The sequence below is a fragment of the Paenibacillus sp. MAH-35 genome, assembly GCF_058135425.1.
The window spans coordinates 1-17,213 of the sequence record NZ_JBYUPU010000075.1; the positions used below are offsets into that span (position 1 = coordinate 1).

Below are 17,213 nucleotides of genomic sequence, written 5' to 3' on the forward strand. Positions count from 1 at the left end.
TTACTTTTTAGCTTATTCGGTGAAAAACCAACTGTAAAATTATTACTGAATTGGATGAACTGGAGTCATCTCCATTTTGAACAGGAGCCGAATTCTTTCCTCCAATTTGCTCTTTGCAACGCTAGTGCCTCCAGACAGGTTTTGAACAAAATAACGGCTACAAACAAGACTGTCGATTCATTGTGTAGAAGTGTTAGCAAGACCGTTCCAAGTGAAAAGTTACCTTCTTCTGCTCAAACAGGTTGTCCTGAATCCCTTGATTTAATAAGGATTGTAAGGTAGGGGATTCCAGACAAAACTCGCCAGAAGGTAATCTTTTCCCTTTCCACTTGGTTGTCCACATTGAATCGTCAGCCTCACAAACCGCTCCTATCCGGTTCCTTCCGGCCGCATGTAAGCAGGGCTAACGCCGAATAGCCGCGAAAAAAGGGGTAACGTCACTTGCTTACTCGATAAGACAAACCGTTCGGACGGTCCTTTGACGTGCAAACCCCTACGTTTGTACGTTGGAAGGGAATCGTTACCATCGCTCCATCTGCTCGCCCTCAGTCGTGTTGTCTTCATGCTGTGGTATGGCTAACGAACCCAGCATTCGTTATCAGAGCTGAATGCGGACGTTTGAATTTGTAACGAACTCTTGTGTTGTTATTCCCGCAAATCGGATCGTTTTTTTCCACTTTCGGTTCGATAACGATCCCCGGATTCGTTACGTCTGGAATAACGTCGTTTTTCAGCCATAAGCACGATCCAATTCGTTTGTCATCGGACCTGAGTCTACGTTCTCTACAACCAAGGAAGGCCTCCCCTCCCTTCACTCGGTAAAGAACTTAAACTTTCTGGCGTGTATCGATAAGACAAACTGTCTGGGAACATCATCCCGGGCGGTTTTTTGACGTGCAGCTCATACGATACGTCGTGCCGGGAAGGGAAGCTTCCACGTAACGCGCTTGACGTACGGTATCGGCCGCCCTGCCCTGATGCCTCCATTAATCGGCCTTCCTCTGTCAAACGCGAATCAAAATTAATAATTGTCTATTGTCAACAGTTGAGTTTATAATAGAACGAGGAACTACACTACCTTCCACTGAGGAGTTGAAGCTGTGAAACTAGCGAATGTGAACATCGATGCAGCCGAATCATTGATCGTATTTATCGGCGATTCCCACACGGTAGGACAAGGGGCAACGGATACAGGCGATGACCGAGTCCGTGGACTTCCCGCTCCTCCAGGCGTTACGGACAGGTTTCATCAACGCGATCCCTCTTCCGGCGTATGGGTCGATCAATTCGCAAGGCATATGAGAAGCAAGACGGGGATCGGAATGCATCAGTTTGTGAACGCCGGCAGAGGCAATCATACGATCAGGGATTACCTTGGCGAACCGGTAACGATCGGGGCAGGAGGAGTGGGCGACAAAGACCATACGGATCATTTAGCCGAGGTTCTGGAGTTGAATCCGACCTTGATCATCCTGCAGCCGATGATTATTAACGACTGGTTCCATGGCATGCCCCTCCCGGATACGAAAAGTGCCTTTACCCGGATGATCGGACGTATTCAATCGGCCCAAGTCGGTCTGGTTGTGATCGGCCCCGCTCCAATCATCACGTTGTCGGCCCCTTTCGATTATGCGGACAACGACGAATATGCGGACAAGCCGCCGTTTAAGGACGATTTGTGGGGTTGTGGCCGATATAGCGATTATTATGACGTCATCCGGTCAGTGTGTGCAGAACGGGACATTTCCTTTATCCATACATATGAGTACTTCTTATACCGCTACAAAAGGGAAGACCATCGCAATTGGACGATCGGCGAAAGCGCGGGAAGAATCCACGTGAACCAGCATGGCCACGATCTTTACTTGGAAGCGCTCCTCCAAGCGTTAGACAGCACGAATGGATAATCTTGAAGGTTCCGTTCAATCGGAAAAACAAGGCATGTACCTGCCGAAAGCTCTTCGGCGAGTATATGCCTTGATTGTTTGCTGCGGCCGCCGTCTCCGCCCCCGGGGAAGCGGAAGAACCTGCGCTCCGTCCGATAACGGCGCACGCTCCGTCGCGGGACACGTTCCTTGGAAAACGTGCCGGCCAACTACGTGCAGACGTCCTATAGAAGATAGTTCGTTCAACCTGTCTGGCAAGTCACCCGACTCTGTATTTGTTCAGGACGTCTTCGTTGATTTCAATGCCCAGACCCGGGCGGTCGACCGGAACGGTCACGTAGCCGTCTTTGAATTCGATCTCCCGTTGTACCAGCTCCCGCGCCAAGGGAGATTCGGATACGGTATATTCGATCATAAACCCGTTCGGTATCGATGCCGCGAAATGCGTGCTGGCCGCCACTAGGATGCCGCTTTTGAAGGCGTGGGGTACAACCTTTTTATGCCGGTCGTAAGCCATATAGGCAATCCGCTTGCCTTCGGTCAACCCTCCGACCCGGGCCAGATCGGGCTGGACAATATCCAGCTGCGCCTCATCCAGCAGCCGCCCGAACGCCGCTCTTCCGCTTTCCTGCTCCCCGCCGGCTATCGAGAGGTTCGTTCGGCGCGCCAGCTCCCGATAACCGGCTATATCGCCCGGATGGAGCGGCTCCTCCAGCCAAAACACGTTGTACTTCTCATAGATGTCCGCCATCCGCAGGGCGCCCTTCAAATCCCACGCCAATCCCGCGTCAATCATAATATCCACATCGTCGCCTACCGCTGAACGAATCGCCTGAATTTGCGCTTCATCGAATTTCGCATCGCGACCGATCGGTCCCCAGCCGAACTTGACAGCTTTGTACCCCAGCTTCGCATACTGATCTGCCAAACGTGCCGCTTCCTGGACCGTACCTGGCATCAGGGCGCTCGCGTACGCTTTGAGCTTCCGGTTGAAGACGCCTCCCAGCATTTCGCATACCGGCCGGTTCATCGCTTGGCCCATAATATCCCACAGCGCGATATCGACCCCGCTCATCGCATGAAGCGCGGGACCGGTACGGCCGAAATAAATCGTGCCGCGATACATGTTATCCCACAGCCGCTCGATCTCGATCGGATTCTCGCCGATCAGCAAGCTGCGAAGCCCTGTCGCTATCGAATGGGAAGGCGGAGCATCCACCACGGCTTTGGCCACAAGCGGAGAGGAATCGACCTCGCCAACGCCGACAATCCCTTCATCCGTATGAACACGAATAACGAGCGTATCCTGGGTGCCGTCGCATTGGTCCGCATTCAGATCGGGTATTTTCAAATAAATCGCTTCCACATTCGTGATTTTCATCCCAACCCAGCCTTTCTTCAAAAAGTAATCGATAAACCGCCGTCTACCGGGATAATCGCCCCCTGGATGTACGACGACTGTTCAGAGGCAAGAAATAGGATGACAGATGCAACCTCGTCAGCCGTACCGGGCCGCGCCAGCGGAATTTTCCTTTGCCGGACGTAGAGCTCCCGGAACGTTTCCGTCTCCAGTTCATTATTCCCGCCCACGACGCTTAACCCCGCGTCGACAAAGCCGGGGGCTACGCCGTTTACGCGTATGCCGTATGGCGACAATTCGAGCGCGGTGCAGCGCGTAAGCTGATCCAGAGCGCCTTTGGCAGCATTGTAATGACTGGATTTATCAAGGGCCCGGCTGCCGTTAATCGAGGAAACGTTTACAATAGCCCCGCCTCCTCCGGCCAATCGCATCGCCTCGGCTGCATAACGGGTACAGAAATAAGCGCCGCTTACGATAACATCGAACACCTGGCGCCACCGCTCCGTCGTCTCCAGCAAATAATCGCTCTCGAAAAAGATCGCGGCATTGTTAACGAGGACGTCGATGCGGCCATAGCGCTCCACCGTTTGCTCCATCAGCAGGCGAACGTCCGCTTCCCGGGATACGTCGGTTTGAATGAACGCATGACTCCCTCCCGAGTCGCTCAGCACGTGCAGCACCTTCTGCCCATCGGCTAGAAAAGGCCCGGCTATTACTAGGTTTGCACCTTCGTCGGCGAATTTCTTGGCGGCAGCCAGGCCGATTCCGGTAGCGCCTCCGGTAATGATCACAGTTTTACCCTTAAACCGTTCCAGGTGGAACACCTGCCTTTCAGCTGTCTGTTTCGTTGCTTGCTTGCGATCACCGCCTGATCTCCCCGTTGCCTGAACTTGGCCGGCGTATCCCGCATCCTCTTTCCGCATCATCCGGATGCGCGCCGATTGTCCGCCCATGTATGTACCAATCATCCTCTCCCCCATACAGAATCTTTGGCCCGATCCTTAGCTCCATCATACGATCCGCACAATTGTATTGTCAACAATCAACTATTGATTGATTTCTGTTGAATTTTCTGCGGATTACGCTATACTAGGGAGGTAACATAAATTTGCTGTATAAGTTTTAGCGAGCTTATATCGCTTCCGGGAGAACAGGAATGAGTAAATTTCAATTTAAAAGCCAGGAAAACTTATCTCTCCGCCAAAAGGTAGCGGCAGACATACGCAACGCCATCATTCAGGGCAGCTTAAAGCCCGGGGAGAAGCTCAAGGAGCAGGAAATATCCGAGCAGATGGGCATCAGCCGCGGTCCGATCCGCGAAGCACTGCGCGATTTGGAAGCAATGGGACTGGTTACGTGTCTTCCTTACAAAGAAACCGTAGTCGCGGACGTGACGAAAGAAGAAATCGTCGATTTGCTAATCCCGATACGTCTCCGGTTGGAGCTGTATTCGATCAAATACAGGCTGGATCAGTTTGACGACGGTTTCTTCAGCGCGCTGAACGAGAATATCGCCCGAATGGACCAGTTCGCGGCCGACAACGATATTGCCGGGCTCGTGGAGGAAGATATTATATTCCACGAACGGATTCTTTTATGGACGGAGTCCACGTACACCCAGCAAATATGGTCGGGGATCGTCAACCGGCTGCGGCTCCATTTTATGAAAAACACCCGTCATTTTCCGGACTTGTCCCGGGTACCGGACGATCACCGTACGCTGGTCGACGCGCTGCGGACGAAAGATTTCGGCCGGATTACCGCCGCCTGGGAGAAGCATATCCAGGACGAAGATTGTATGCTTTATTTGTAAGGAGTAAGTCAGAGTATCGCTATCCTTCATAAGTGTCATTGAGACCGTTCCTCGCTTCCTTGCATGCAGAGACGGTCTTTTTGGGCTTTTCATCAATCGGGACGGCTTGTCAAGCAAGCACATCCATCTTTCTGTACGATCCGGTATAGCCACAAATATAATCAACAATAATTTGTTGACAATTGACATTCGCCATACTACTATTGGATTGAAATGAAGCGCAGCCTTTTCGGAAGGGGGAAGCCCGTTTCACCATGACGTTTAGCTTGGAGCTTGAATTCGAAAGGGTAAGGGTGTCGGAAGTAAACCGTGTCGGGAAGTTAAGCCTGCTTGATCGAGAAGGAGGAAGAGTATGATCATTCGTGTACGAAGTGTTCTCATGTTCCTTGTTGCCGCCGTTTTTCTAATTGTAACCGCTTGCTCCGGGCAATCGCCCAACCCGAAGACAACACAGCCGTTGACACCATCAGAGAAGGAACATGTAAAAACCCCGGCGATCGACAAACCTACCAAGCTAGTCGTGTACCACCAGTGGGGAATGACGACTGAAGGATTTATGAACCTGTACGGAAAATATGTAACCAAGAAATACCCGAACCTCTCCTTTGAGGTGATCGGTACATCGGCCGGCTCGTTGGAGCAATTGGTGGCGAGCAATACGAACGTTGATTTTATTTTCCACACGGAGCTTAATTTGAACAGTATGATCAGCTTTGGCATCTCGACCGATTTATCCGATCTGATCAAAACGTACAAGTATGATATGGAGAAGTGGGATCCGTCCGTCACCAAGTATATGAGGGAATTTAACGACGGCAAAATCCCCGCCATACCGCTTTCGCTTCAAACGTTAGCTTTTTACTATAACAAAGATCTGTTCTCCAAATTCGGAGTGCCTTTCCCGAAAGACAATATGACATGGGACGATGTGCGCGACATGTCGCTGAAATTAACCCGCAACGATGCAGGCACGATGTACTGGGGATACGATACCCAAAATGTCGGAACCAAAATGTTGGTTAACCCGCTCTCCATGCCTATTGTCGATCCCAAAACCGATCGCTCGGCCTTCGAAACCGATAGATGGAAAAATTATATAACCCAAATGATCACGCCGGCCCGGATTGCCGGGGTAACGCCTGCGGAAGGCAGCAAACTGGATATGTTCATAAAGGGTCAACGGCTCGCTATGACATCAACCATGAACAGCAATTTTACAATGTTTGCCCATAGTCCCGGTCTGAATTGGGACGTAGCGAACTATCCGACTTTGAAGGAAGCGCCGGGCGTCGGACCGCAGCCGGAAATTGTTATGCTGTACATCCCGTCCACCAGCAAAAACCGGGAAGCCGCTTTTCTGGCCGCCGCAGAGCTGTCGTCCCCCGAGGTGCAGCGGGAGCTGTCGATGGACGGACAGCAGTCGGTGCTGCGCGACTCTGCCATACGCGATGTTTTCGGAGCGAGACTGTCGGAGCTGAACGGCAAAAATGCCAAAGCGCTCGTTCCGGCCAAGCTTGCCGAAAAAATGCCTTACAGCAAATATGTAACTATCGGTTCGGGAGCGCTTACAACCGCTTACAACGAGGTAGCCGATGGCAAGAAAGATATCAACACCGCATTGCGCGACGCCGCCGAGGTAACCAATAAAAAAATCGAGGAACAAAAAAGCATGACAGGCAAGTAACTATCGCCGAAGGAGACTATTCATTATGCGTAAAATCGATGTCAACTGCATGATCGGGAACAGCGTCAGCCAAGAATATGCGATCAACACGGAACAACAATTTCTCGAAGCGCTGGACTATTTCCGGATCGATCAAGCCATTGCCTACCACGCAACGGCACGGCGTATGAATCCGATTATCGGCAATGAGCGGCTTCTGGCCTTAGCCCGAACGTCCGATCAAATCATCCCTTGCTTCATCCTGTCCCCGCATTATAAGTACGATATGGGCTGGAACGCTCTGGAACTGCTGCTGCAGGAGCAGCAAATCAAATTCGCCAAAATATTCCCGAAGGAGCAAGGCTTCACCTTGCACGGCTCGCATACGCGCGAGCTGTTCGATATCGCCGCGCGCAACAACATCCATATGCTGATCGATCAATCCGAAATCGTCGACGCATCGGGGACAGAGCTTGAATGCTTCGAAGCTTTATTGCGCAATTATCCGACCGTTACGGTCATCTTAACCTCGATCCGTCATCGCCGGAAAATGGTGATGTACAGCTACTTCGAGCAATATCCGAATTTTTACACCGAGTTTTCGGTCTATGACAATTGGCTGGCTTACGAAGAAGCGGTGCGGTTGTTCGGCTCCCACAACCTATTGTGGGGGTCCAACATGCCGATCAACATGCCCGGCGCAGCCATCACGATGCTGACCTATGCCCAAATCGATTCGAACGATAAGGAAAATATCGCTTTCCGTAATGCCAACAGACTGATTGGGGGAGAACTTCCATGCAGCTAAAAGATTATGCCGAAAACGGCCTTGCCTTAACCGGCATCCCTGTCATCGATATCCACTGCCACCTCGGCTCTCCCGCCGACCCGTTAGTGCCGTTTCGCAGCGAAGCGGAGCAAGTCGTTCCCTTCATCCAGACGATGGAGCGTGTAGGCGTCGATTACGCGGTCATCTCGATGCTTCGCGGACTTTACTCGGATGAACTGGAAGCGAATCTGGACTTGGCGAAAATTATGGAAGATCACCGGCAAATTTTAGGATGGGTGACTTATATTCCTTGGCTTCAACAAAAAAGTTTGCAAATCGCCGATACGTGTTTCACCGGCTCCGATCGTTTTGTCGGCATGAAAATTCATCCGGATATTAATCGATACCCGATGAACGGCCCTCTCTACACACCATGCTGGGAGTATGCCGACTCGAAAGGATTGCTGGTGCTTGTCCACACATGGTCGACCGGCCCTTACTCGAACCCCGCCATGCTGCGAAATATCGCGGAGACGTATAAAAACGCAACCATCCTGATCGGTCACTCCGGCGGGATCGGTGCTGGCATTCCTACAGCTATTGAACTGGCCAACAAGTACGACAATTTGTACCTGGATCTCACCGGTGCCTTTATATACTCCACGAAAACATTAGACTATTTTGCCGAGCAGGCCGATCCCGAGAAGCTCCTCTTTTCCAGCGATGCAACCTTTAACGATCTGACTTGGGAAATCGGTAATATTTTGTACGCCTGTATTTCCGACGATGCGAAAGAGAAAATTTTGGGCCTCAATGCCAAAAGGCTGTTGAGCCGGTATATCGGATCGTAAGAGGAGGACTACGCATGTTTTCATTTCGTCTGTACGACGTTTTCGATTTGACCGATTCCCGGTTCGAGCAGCTGCTGGATTTCTTCCGCAAGTATGAAGGAGCGGCCGACGCCCTCACCTTTTTCACCACTTCCACTCACGCCCCGATTCCTTTAGAAGCGGCCAAGGAACGGGTTGCCGTGCTGAAGCTGAGGATGCAGGAGGCTCGACGCCGAGGTTTCCGCGCAGGCATCAACGTGATGACGACACTCGGGCATCACAACGAACATTTGCCCCACTCGCTTGCCGGCCCCTATACCCGCATGACGGGTATCGAGGGTGACGTATGCCAAGGCTCCTTTTGCCCGAACGACGAGCGGATGCGGGAGTACGTCCGGGAGCTGTACCGGCTCGTCGCGCTCGCTGAGCCCGAATACATATGGCTCGATGACGATATCCGCCTGGCGAACCATAGACCGGTCGGGCAAGGCTGTTTTTGCGACACGTGTCTGGAACGGTTCGGCGTCCGGACCTGTGCGACCTATACGAGAGAACAGTTAAAGCGGCAATTCAACGAAGGCCCCGAAGCGGATAAATTGGCGATTCGCCGGCAGTGGCTGCAGCATAACCGCGACACGCTGAACCGGCTGCTGCAGCTCATCGAGCAGACCGTGCACGAAATCCGTCCGGACATGCCGATCGGCTTCATGAGCGGTGACCGTTTTTATGAGGGGTACGATTTCCCCGGTATGGAGCGCACTCTTTCCGATAACGGCGAAACGGCCGTCATGTGGCGGCCCGGAGGCGGATTTTATTGGGACGAACGTCCGGCCGAACTCACCGCAAAATCGCATGCCATCGGCAGGCAAGTCTCTTTATTGCCGGACCGGGTCACCGACATCCAGAGCGAGATCGAGAATTTTCCGTATCAGCGGATTCGCAAAAGCGACCGATTAACTGCGGTGGAAGCGGCATGCCATATCGCGGCGGGCTGTACGGGAGCAGCGTATAACGTGTTGTCCTTAACAGGCGGCGAGCCCTATGATGACGAATACGGTCCTCTGCTGCGTCAGCTGCAGAAGAACCGCCCCTTCTACGATTTGCTTGTCGGCAAGCTGGGGCGCTCGAAGCCTGCCGGCCTGCACACGGGATGGAACATGGACAGCTTTGCCGTTCAACGGTTATCAGGGAATTGGTTCGAGGGTTATATCGGCCTTATTACCGGACACCATGCGTTGGAGCTGTTCGAGCTGGGTCTGCCTCCGGCTTATTCCGAATCGGCTGCGGTTGTCTCCTTATTGGCCGGGGAAAGCGTCCGGGCGATGAGCGACAAGCAGATCGAACAGCTTTTGCAAAACGGCGTCTATATGGACGGCCAGGCGCTGGAGCAGCTATGCGCGATGGGATACGGCGAAGAGGTCGGGTTTCGGGTCGAGTCGTCCGTCCGCGAAGATGGTATCGAGCAGTTCACGGATCATCCGCTAAACGGGGCGGCGGCAGGCCGCAAACGAAATTGCCGGCAGTCGTTCTGGAACGTCCCTGCCACTCTGCTTGTGCAGACGCAGCCCGGAGCCGCCGCTTTAAGCCGGATTGTGAATTACGCCAATGAGGAAGTAAGCCTGTGCGGGAGCGGGATTTTCGAGAACAAGCTCGGAGGGCGGATAGCCGTGGCGGGTTATTATCCGTGGACGATGCTGCACAATCAGGCCAAATCGATACAGCTGAGGCGGCTGATGCGCTGGTTATCGAAAGACCGGCTGCCTGCGTACATCGCTTCGTTCCATAAGTGCAATCTGTGGGTGAGAGAGATGGCGGACGGCCGTTATGGCATCGTTCTGTTAAATTCCAGCATGGATCAGGCGACCGATCTGGTGTTGAACATCCGGACCCCTTCCAACCGGATTCGGATCACGGATATGCAGTGCAGCGACACGATCGTAAGTGCAAGCTCTTCTGATGCCGGATACAGCTCCTTCCTCATTCCGCCTGTAGGCAATTGGGATGTTCGGTTTATTGAGCTGGTGTGAGCGCGCGCAATCTTACTTTCCACGATGACATGTCGAGCTATATTAGCGGCTATAATTACCAACTTATATAACATCTTATATCAGGAGGTAGTGCTACTGTATGGAACAAAACTATCAAGCTGGGAAAGAGCAAGGACGAACTTCGGAATTAGGGCGGCTCAGCAGGCGCAAGCTGCTGGCTTCGCTTGGTTTGGCAGGCACCGGTCTGGCTTTGACCGGCAGCCGCTTGGGCGGGGGTTCTGTTCACGCTCTTGATAATGAGGGTCTGGTTGCTGTTACAACTCTAAGTCAGCTGAGAGGCTTGACCTCTCCGGATTCAGACGTTATCTATTATGTTGCAGACTCGGGAAAGGAAGGTCATTTTTACTATGATCCGACCGATCTCAGTTCGCCCGATAATACCGGGACCGTCCTGGTTTCAACATCGGGGGCGCGATTCAAGCGGATTCATGACGGAATCCTGAATGTGCAATGGTTTGGCGCTGCGGGAGACGGAGTGACGGATGATACGGCTGTTTTCTCCAAAGCATTTGCGGCCGGTCAAACGATCCTCATCCCCGCAACCGGAAGTTCATACCGCCTGTCCAAATTTCAAGGGATACCGGGGCAAAAAGTAATTGGCGTCAATCACCCGCAGCTTGATTTATTTTATCCGTCCAGCGGCAGTGTCGTGTTAGTGGGCTTCGCTGACGATTCCGTTTACGAGAATCTCCATTTTAATTGTGTGGAGACGAGCCTGGAATGGAACCGCTGTGAATTGACCAATCGAAAAAACATAGTGATTCGCCAATGCACGATCCAAGGTTTTCGCCATAATAGCACCGCTCCAAACGCATGGGGTCTGTATATGAAAAACTCCAAAAATATATGGATTGAAAATTGTGCCTTTCATAATAATACGCAGGCAGACATTGCCATCTTGGAGGGAAGCGAGAATATTACGATTCTCGGCCCCCGGGCGCTGGTCGATTCCTTGCATCTGAATTTGGAGCCGAATGATTCGTCGGCGCCTTTGAAACGGATTTATGTGAACGGCGGACACTTTACCCACCTCTCCATATCCGAAAACGCCTACGTCGGCAATTCCATCGTTAGCTGCAAAATTGAAAACGCAACTATCAACAGCCTGATGTACCACGGCGGAAGCGTTGAATTCAGCAACACGAAAATTAACGGTTTCGAATCACGCGAAGCTAACTTTGCCTCCTATCCGGATACGAGAGTTACCTTTGCCAGTCCGATCGAGTTTCATCAAAGCGTCTCGATTGGTGCAAATTTGCTTGAAGATCCGCACCTGACGAGCGTCAGCCGGAACGGTTTATCCAGCTGGAAGCTTTATTATTCGCCCTTATCCAGTCATCATTTCGAGCGGATCGAGGATCGGGACGGCCGGGCGATTCAACTCAATCCCGACAAGGCGGCAGGCGTCGTTTTTCTGAATTCGCGCAATCGTGTAACCCTGCGGGACGACAGGAAATATATACTCGCTATTACGAGCAAAGCGGAGTATCCTCTGGCAGGGGCCAACTTCATCTCGATTCAAGCAGGCATTCGTTATTTTGATGCGGCGTCGGTTTTGATCAAACAATATTTCGTGTCCGTCAACCGGGCTCTCCCGGGGCAATCGACCGATATGACGAGACGGATCGCGATTCTGACCCCGCCGCCCGGTGCCGTCAGCGCCGAGATTTTGCTGATGAATTCGTCCAGCACTTCGCCGGGTACACATACGATTTCCTGCGTGAGCTTTCATGAGCTGGCCATGAACGCCCACCAAAGCGGCGATACCCGAGAACTCGACCATCTGCATCAAAAAAGAAACGGCCCGCTGACGGGCATAACCGCCCAGGTTCCTCAAGCCTCGAACTACTACGTGAATTATAGGCAAGGAGATCTATTCTACAACGCGGACCCCGCTGCCAGCGGGACGATCGGATGGGTCTGCACCGCTTCGGGCACACCCGGGGTGTGGAAGGGCTTTGGGAAAATTGATGACTGATGCAGGAGATACGCCGCCCCTCGGCCATCCTGGCTGACAAATCCGAAAAAACCGGCCGGAACTATTCCCAGCCGGTTCCTGCTTTACATCCTTGCGGCTTCCTTACCGTCTATTTCATCATCATCAGGTATTGTTCATAGTTTGTAATAAACCCGGCTGCCTCGTGCAGACGGACAACCTCGGGGTTCGACATCGATAAGTCGGCGGTTTTATAGGTAACGGCAGGATCGAAAGGTCCATAGGCCTCAGCCAGCAACATTCGGAATACGGCCTCTCTGTCCGCGCAAGCTGCACTCAACTCGCATTGCTTGAGTACAACGGACTTCAGCTCGCCGCCCGCTCCATAAGCACGATTAAACAAGGCATAGCCGATTTCCTTGCCTTCCGGATCGAACGCTGTAACGGATTGCCCTGTCTTCATATTGTGCCACATGCACCACCAAGCCGCCTCGGATCGGTAGAAAGGCAGTTTGGATACCGCCGACGGAGCGTCATGAACAAGGCGAATACCGTCGAGACCGTCCGGACGGTCAAAGAATGCTGCTCCCGTCCCTGCGCACGTCATCCCAATTAAGCGGTCTGCTATTTCAAAGCCTCCTTTTTGATAGGCTCTGATCGCATGCTCGTTCTTGGCGACCACCTCCAGGAAAGCGTGATCCGCTTCCTGCTCCCGGATCACCTTGCCCGCTTCCAGCATCATCGCTTTCGCAATCCCTTTGCCGCGATACTCCGGGAATACACCCGTTCCGCCGTTCCAGACAAGCTTCTTGCCGTCCGCCTGCTTTACTGCGATGAATACGAATCCGACCGGTTTATCGCCCGCGAAGCATACGACCGACAACTCCGGCCGTATTCCCTCCGTTCCGAACCCGTCCAGCATCCGGTCCAGCTCGCCTGGAACAGGAACGCCCGTCGGCGCCGGCGGACGCGCAAACCCGGGATAATGAATCGCCATTTCGGCGTGATATCCTTCGAAGCCTCGCTTCTTCAGTTCCAATGCCTGCTCGAACGTGCATTGATGCAGTCTTCCCAATCGCAGCTCGTTATTGTCCATTATCGTATACCTGCTTTCCCCAAACGTCGTATTCTATCCATCGTAGCCGGATGGCTTCCCACAGAAAAGTATACTCCCTTAACCCGCTTGAGGCCAGATCATTCTGCGGCTCCGGGAAAAAGCAAAAGGAATCAATGGCAAAAGAAAAAAGGGAGCTTGCTCTCGCTCCCCCCCGATACAAAAATCCGGCTTGCTATGCCGACTGGTTTATGCCTCCACTCTTGGCTTGGCCGGGTCGCATTTCGGATCGGGCACCAAACCTAAAGTTGCAAGCTTCATTAAGTAATAACATTCTTCCCGCATCATATGATCAGGCATGAGGGGAGCGATTCGGTCAAGTACTTCGGCCGACAATTCCATTTCCTCCAGTTCGCGGAGAAAGGACACAAACAGCTTCATTTCGAGATCGATATCCGTATGGAACCTGCGAAATGCCGGAAAGTCTCGTAATTGCGTCCGCATATAGCCGGCCATTTCAATACATTTCATCGCCAGAGGGAAGAGTGCATTTCGCCGGAGAACATGCTTCGGACTATCACGGCTGGATTCAAGGGGCGATCCAGTCTGCGATTCGTGCGGCCTATGAGATCCATTAGGCAAGTTGGAGCATAACTGAAGTCTAGTCTCGCGTTCAAATTTATTGTTGGAATGTCTGTAGGCAGGTTTATTATGCATTCCCTGGTTATTGGACGTCCCTTTATACTGTACCTGACGGCCCCGTTCCGTCCGGGCCATCGACAAGATCGACCAAGCCGATGCCAATGGTGGTAATCGCCGCTGCCTTCCCCAGCTTCATTGCACCTTCTTTAAGTAACTCTGAATCGTTTTCTTTGATGCCTGTCATCATCTTTTTCCCGCTTTCGACCACATATTCGATCCCATGGCCGACACCTTTAACGGTTGTAGCTGCAGCATCACCCAGCTCGTCGAGTCCTGTCTTCGCTTGCTGCTTATCCGCCGTTAACAAGCCTGCGCCTACATCCCAGACGCCGCTCGCTGCTTGCCCTGCAAGCTCCCCTGTCTTGGCCGTTACTCTTTCTATATCATTGCCGATCTCTTTAATGTAATTGCTATTTACAAGCTCGCCGGCAACACGTACAGTCCCTCCAAGTACCAGCCCCGTTACATCCCCCGCCAGCTTCCCAAACCCTTTAAGAAAATCCATCTGAAACACCTCAGTCTATTCAAATTAGTCTCCTGCCAGCTGTTGACGCACTTTGTTTTGATTTTATTATATAGCGTTCCGGTATGAACCAAATCAGACCAGCGCCCTTATCTGAACTGGACTTTGGTCGGGATCGCCTTGTAATGAAAAAAAGCCGCTGAATGAATCGGCGGCTTTTCGCTTTTATTTTTGTATGCTAGTATCGGCTCTCCTTTGCTTGGACGCTGACTCTGCCTTTATGACTTCGCAAGGGTCAGGCAATACTGGGCGATGTCGTACCCGACCTTTGCCAAAGGGTCTTTGAGGGACTCGGGCAGGCGGCCAAATTCTTTGTGCGTTTCATAAGTAAAATCGCCCTCGTAACCGATCTCGGCAAGCACCGGCAAGACGGAATGCCAATCGACGCTGCCGTGGAACGGAAACATATGCTCATCCGATTTGCCGTAATTGTCGTTGATATGCGTCGCCTTCAGCCGCTTGCCAAGCGCGCGCAGCGCCGGGCGCTGATCCTTGTACAGGAAGTTTCCGTGCCCGAAGTCCCAGCACGCGCCGATCCGGGAATCGCCCCAGACGTCGATTAAGGCGGCGAGCTCGGCGGCATGGCTGGCAAACCGTCTTTTGGACGTCTCTCGTTCAATCATATTTTCAAAGGCGATCCCGACGTTATGCCGGAAAGCCAGCTCGACGATCGGCGAGAAATGCTCCACGTTGTCCTTGATACAGGCATCGATGTCCAAGGCCGTCGTCTCCCGGTCTTCATGAGGGTGCACGACCGCCCATTTGACACCGAGAATCGAGCTGGCGATGATGGACCGGCGCATCATTTCATCATATACCTCCAGCCGCTCAGCCGGCTGATGATTCACATGACCGGGCAAAAACACGGGGTGCGACTGGCTGAACTCGACGCCCAGCAGCTCGGCCTCTTCCCGGAGCTCGTGCATCAGGGTCTCCCAGTTATCGCAGACCAGGTCGGTCTGGCCCGTCAGAGCCCGGCAAAAGTTAATATCCAGCACCTCATACCCGACCGCCTTTAACCTTCTCATCGCTTCCGTGTACGGCGTATACCCTCCCGATAAAGTTTGGCTGAATGTAGCGGTTGTCGTGGAAAGACGCATGCTTTTTCCTCCTTTTTACTTTTGGGTTTCGAGCGCTTGATTGATTTCATGATCCAGCTCCCGCAGCACGGTATACGCATCGTCCGAGCGGTTCATGAAATCGGTAAACTTTTTATTGGTCAGCGGTTCCGCAATTTCCCGGTACAAGTAAACCGGGTATTTCACCGGGCTGCCTTTCACAATACCTGCCACGTTTTTCCCTTGCAAGGCAGGATCGCCCTGCCCGAACGCTTTCTTCACCGCCTCGTTTTTAAGCGGCGATATCCGGCCGGACTTGGAGACGTTCATCTGCACTTCGTCGGATGTGAGTACTTCCATCACCTGAAGCACCTGGTCCATATGTTTGGTTGTCGGAACGGCTCCAATCATATAAACGGTCGAATTCCCGTAAATATTCGGCCGATCCGCATAAAACGGATGCTGCACGACATCCCAGTTGAGTCCGTCCTTCTCTGCCTCTTTCAGCTGCGAGAACTTGCTGGTCTCATTCAGCATAGCAATCGTCCGCTCTTTCGTAAACCCGCTTAATCCGTTCATTTTCGAATCTTTCGACGGCTCGTTGCCAGGAATCGAATAAATTTGCTTACCGAGCTCGAATACGCGTCTCCAGGTGTCGCTTGAGGTTATCGCTTTCTCATTCTTAGGATCTATATAGACGAGTCCGAGAGGCTGAGCCATTCGCACAATACTCCCGAAATCCCAGCCCCGGTACTGGACGCCGTTTTCGTTTCGCGTCACTTTCCTCGTGAGCTCCAAAGCCTCCTCCATCGTCATGCCGTCCTTCGGGTAAGGGACGCCGAATTTATCGAATATATCTTTGTTGTAATACAGCGCATGGAACGCCGTTTCAATCGGCAAGCCGTATAATTCGCCTTTCTCAGTTACCGCATATTGAATATCGTCCAGAAAATTCGGTTCAAACCGGTTCAAGTCCACTTTGTTATTTAGTAATAACGGCTTCATATCCATGTTGATGGCCCGATCCTTCAAACCCGGCATATTGCCGTTAAACGAGATGTAGAGATCCGGAACTTCACCGGACACAATGAGCTGGTCGTACGCCTTAAAGTTGCTGGCTTCAAAAAACTCAAACGCAATGTGGGGATACTTCTTCGTAACCGGCTCGATGTACAGCTTTTTGAACTCCTCGTTGATCGGCAAATGCACGGCAAACTTGAGTGTAACAGGTGCCGTCTCCGCGGCCTTGGCCGCCGCGGGCTTCGGGGTACCGCCATCGTTCCCGCCCGTTCCTTCCTTGGCGCAACCGGCCAGTGCGACAGCTCCTATAACGGACAGACTCAGCAGCAACTTCATGTTTCTGTTGTTCATTCCTAAATGCCTCCCTTTGATAGGTGTGATGTAACAAAGTTTCTCCCTTTGACCACTCCATTGGCATTTAAAGTATAGCAACTAAAGCTGCGAAATCTGTTAACTGGCGGTTAAGATATTGTAAAACCGTATTTTTATTTCATTAGAACAAAAATATAGTTACTTGAACATACAGTATTCTGTCATTTATAATATAATTT

Annotated in this window: 14 protein-coding genes and 2 pseudogenes; 9 read left to right on the forward strand and 7 right to left on the reverse strand. The window is 52.2% G+C overall.

Annotation, left to right across the window (positions count from 1 at the left end; all coding sequences use genetic code 11):
- Positions 1-282, forward strand: a 282-nt coding sequence (locus AC3Y2E_RS33925; protein WP_379217752.1) for a hypothetical protein, incomplete at its 5' end; no start/stop codon positions are given.
- An 818-nt stretch (positions 283-1,100) separates the two neighbouring features.
- Positions 1,101-1,907, forward strand: a complete 807-nt coding sequence (locus AC3Y2E_RS33930; RefSeq protein ID WP_379217754.1) for an SGNH/GDSL hydrolase family protein — start codon at positions 1,101-1,103, stop codon at positions 1,905-1,907.
- A 238-nt stretch (positions 1,908-2,145) separates the two neighbouring features.
- On the opposite strand, the gene AC3Y2E_RS33935 is transcribed toward AC3Y2E_RS33930, so the two are convergent.
- Both AC3Y2E_RS33935 and AC3Y2E_RS33940 read right to left on the reverse strand, forming a co-directional pair.
- Entirely contained in the window at positions 2,146-3,267 is a 1,122-nt protein-coding gene (locus tag AC3Y2E_RS33935) for a mandelate racemase/muconate lactonizing enzyme family protein (RefSeq protein WP_332072726.1), read from the reverse strand.
- A 17-nt stretch (positions 3,268-3,284) separates the two neighbouring features.
- A complete protein-coding gene (locus AC3Y2E_RS33940) occupies positions 3,285-4,214 on the reverse strand; it encodes an SDR family NAD(P)-dependent oxidoreductase (protein WP_379217757.1) in 930 nt (309 codons plus the stop codon).
- Positions 4,215-4,402: 188 nt separating this feature from the next.
- Here AC3Y2E_RS33940 and AC3Y2E_RS33945 point away from each other — a divergent pair, with 188 nt between their 5' ends.
- From AC3Y2E_RS33945 to AC3Y2E_RS33970, 6 genes are all read left to right on the forward strand, one after another.
- Positions 4,403-5,059, forward strand: a complete 657-nt coding sequence (locus AC3Y2E_RS33945; protein ID WP_332072728.1) for a GntR family transcriptional regulator — start codon at positions 4,403-4,405, stop codon at positions 5,057-5,059.
- A gap of 352 nt (positions 5,060-5,411) precedes the next feature.
- The gene (locus AC3Y2E_RS33950) at positions 5,412-6,743 is read left to right on the forward strand and encodes an ABC transporter substrate-binding protein (RefSeq protein ID WP_379217759.1); all 1,332 of its coding nucleotides are present in this window, start codon (positions 5,412-5,414) and stop codon (positions 6,741-6,743) included.
- 25 nt (positions 6,744-6,768) lie between these two features.
- On the forward strand, positions 6,769-7,530 hold the full coding sequence (locus AC3Y2E_RS33955; protein ID WP_332072730.1) for an amidohydrolase family protein: 762 nt from the start codon (positions 6,769-6,771) through the stop codon (positions 7,528-7,530).
- Positions 7,521-8,342: an amidohydrolase family protein gene (locus tag AC3Y2E_RS33960; RefSeq protein ID WP_332072731.1), complete on the forward strand. Its 822-nt coding sequence runs from the start codon at positions 7,521-7,523 to the stop codon at positions 8,340-8,342. Before AC3Y2E_RS33955 ends, AC3Y2E_RS33960 begins: the two co-directional genes overlap by 10 nt.
- A gap of 14 nt (positions 8,343-8,356) precedes the next feature.
- Positions 8,357-10,348: a hypothetical protein gene (locus AC3Y2E_RS33965; RefSeq protein WP_379217762.1), complete on the forward strand. Its 1,992-nt coding sequence runs from the start codon at positions 8,357-8,359 to the stop codon at positions 10,346-10,348.
- A gap of 100 nt (positions 10,349-10,448) precedes the next feature.
- Positions 10,449-12,347 (forward strand): putative phage tail protein, encoded by a 1,899-nt coding sequence (locus AC3Y2E_RS33970; RefSeq protein WP_379217764.1) that lies wholly within the window; start codon positions 10,449-10,451, stop codon positions 12,345-12,347.
- A 109-nt stretch (positions 12,348-12,456) separates the two neighbouring features.
- On the opposite strand, the gene AC3Y2E_RS33975 is transcribed toward AC3Y2E_RS33970, so the two are convergent.
- Both AC3Y2E_RS33975 and AC3Y2E_RS33980 read right to left on the reverse strand, forming a co-directional pair.
- Entirely contained in the window at positions 12,457-13,401 is a 945-nt protein-coding gene (locus AC3Y2E_RS33975) for a GNAT family N-acetyltransferase (protein WP_379217766.1), read from the reverse strand.
- A 207-nt stretch (positions 13,402-13,608) separates the two neighbouring features.
- A pseudogene (locus AC3Y2E_RS33980) lies at positions 13,609-13,890 on the reverse strand (DUF2935 domain-containing protein); the annotation flags it as partial.
- On the opposite strand from AC3Y2E_RS33980, the pseudogene AC3Y2E_RS33985 reads away from it, so the two are divergent.
- A pseudogene (locus tag AC3Y2E_RS33985) lies at positions 13,809-13,997 on the forward strand (FAD-dependent oxidoreductase); the annotation flags it as partial. The pseudogenes AC3Y2E_RS33980 and AC3Y2E_RS33985 sit on opposite strands and share 82 nt — an antisense overlap.
- Before the next feature lie 101 nt (positions 13,998-14,098).
- Here the strand turns inward: AC3Y2E_RS33985 and AC3Y2E_RS33990 are convergent.
- The 3 genes from AC3Y2E_RS33990 to AC3Y2E_RS34000 all read right to left on the reverse strand — a co-directional run bounded on the left by AC3Y2E_RS33990 (position 14,099) and on the right by AC3Y2E_RS34000 (position 17,013).
- Positions 14,099-14,566: a hypothetical protein gene (locus tag AC3Y2E_RS33990; protein ID WP_379217768.1), complete on the reverse strand. Its 468-nt coding sequence runs from the start codon at positions 14,564-14,566 to the stop codon at positions 14,099-14,101.
- Positions 14,567-14,802: 236 nt separating this feature from the next.
- Entirely contained in the window at positions 14,803-15,684 is an 882-nt protein-coding gene (locus AC3Y2E_RS33995; protein ID WP_379217770.1) for a sugar phosphate isomerase/epimerase family protein, read from the reverse strand.
- A 15-nt stretch (positions 15,685-15,699) separates the two neighbouring features.
- A complete protein-coding gene (locus AC3Y2E_RS34000; protein WP_379217772.1) occupies positions 15,700-17,013 on the reverse strand; it encodes an ABC transporter substrate-binding protein in 1,314 nt (437 codons plus the stop codon).
- Positions 17,014-17,213: the final 200 nt, after the last annotated feature.

Coding starts and splice junctions, on each gene's coding strand:
- AC3Y2E_RS33995 (WP_379217770.1), bottom strand. CDS start 15,684: ATGCGTCTTTCCACGACAACCGCTACATTCAGCCAAACTTTATCGGGA.
- AC3Y2E_RS33950 (WP_379217759.1), top strand. CDS start 5,412: ATGATCATTCGTGTACGAAGTGTTCTCATGTTCCTTGTTGCCGCCGTT.
- AC3Y2E_RS33940 (WP_379217757.1), bottom strand. CDS start 4,214: ATGATTGGTACATACATGGGCGGACAATCGGCGCGCATCCGGATGATG.
- AC3Y2E_RS33955 (WP_332072730.1), top strand. CDS start 6,769: ATGCGTAAAATCGATGTCAACTGCATGATCGGGAACAGCGTCAGCCAA.
- AC3Y2E_RS33965 (WP_379217762.1), top strand. CDS start 8,357: ATGTTTTCATTTCGTCTGTACGACGTTTTCGATTTGACCGATTCCCGG.
- AC3Y2E_RS33935 (WP_332072726.1), bottom strand. CDS start 3,267: ATGAAAATCACGAATGTGGAAGCGATTTATTTGAAAATACCCGATCTG.
- AC3Y2E_RS33945 (WP_332072728.1), top strand. CDS start 4,403: ATGAGTAAATTTCAATTTAAAAGCCAGGAAAACTTATCTCTCCGCCAA.
- AC3Y2E_RS33990 (WP_379217768.1), bottom strand. CDS start 14,566: ATGGATTTTCTTAAAGGGTTTGGGAAGCTGGCGGGGGATGTAACGGGG.
- AC3Y2E_RS33975 (WP_379217766.1), bottom strand. CDS start 13,401: ATGGACAATAACGAGCTGCGATTGGGAAGACTGCATCAATGCACGTTC.
- AC3Y2E_RS34000 (WP_379217772.1), bottom strand. CDS start 17,013: ATGAACAACAGAAACATGAAGTTGCTGCTGAGTCTGTCCGTTATAGGA.
- AC3Y2E_RS33960 (WP_332072731.1), top strand. CDS start 7,521: ATGCAGCTAAAAGATTATGCCGAAAACGGCCTTGCCTTAACCGGCATC.
- AC3Y2E_RS33970 (WP_379217764.1), top strand. CDS start 10,449: ATGGAACAAAACTATCAAGCTGGGAAAGAGCAAGGACGAACTTCGGAA.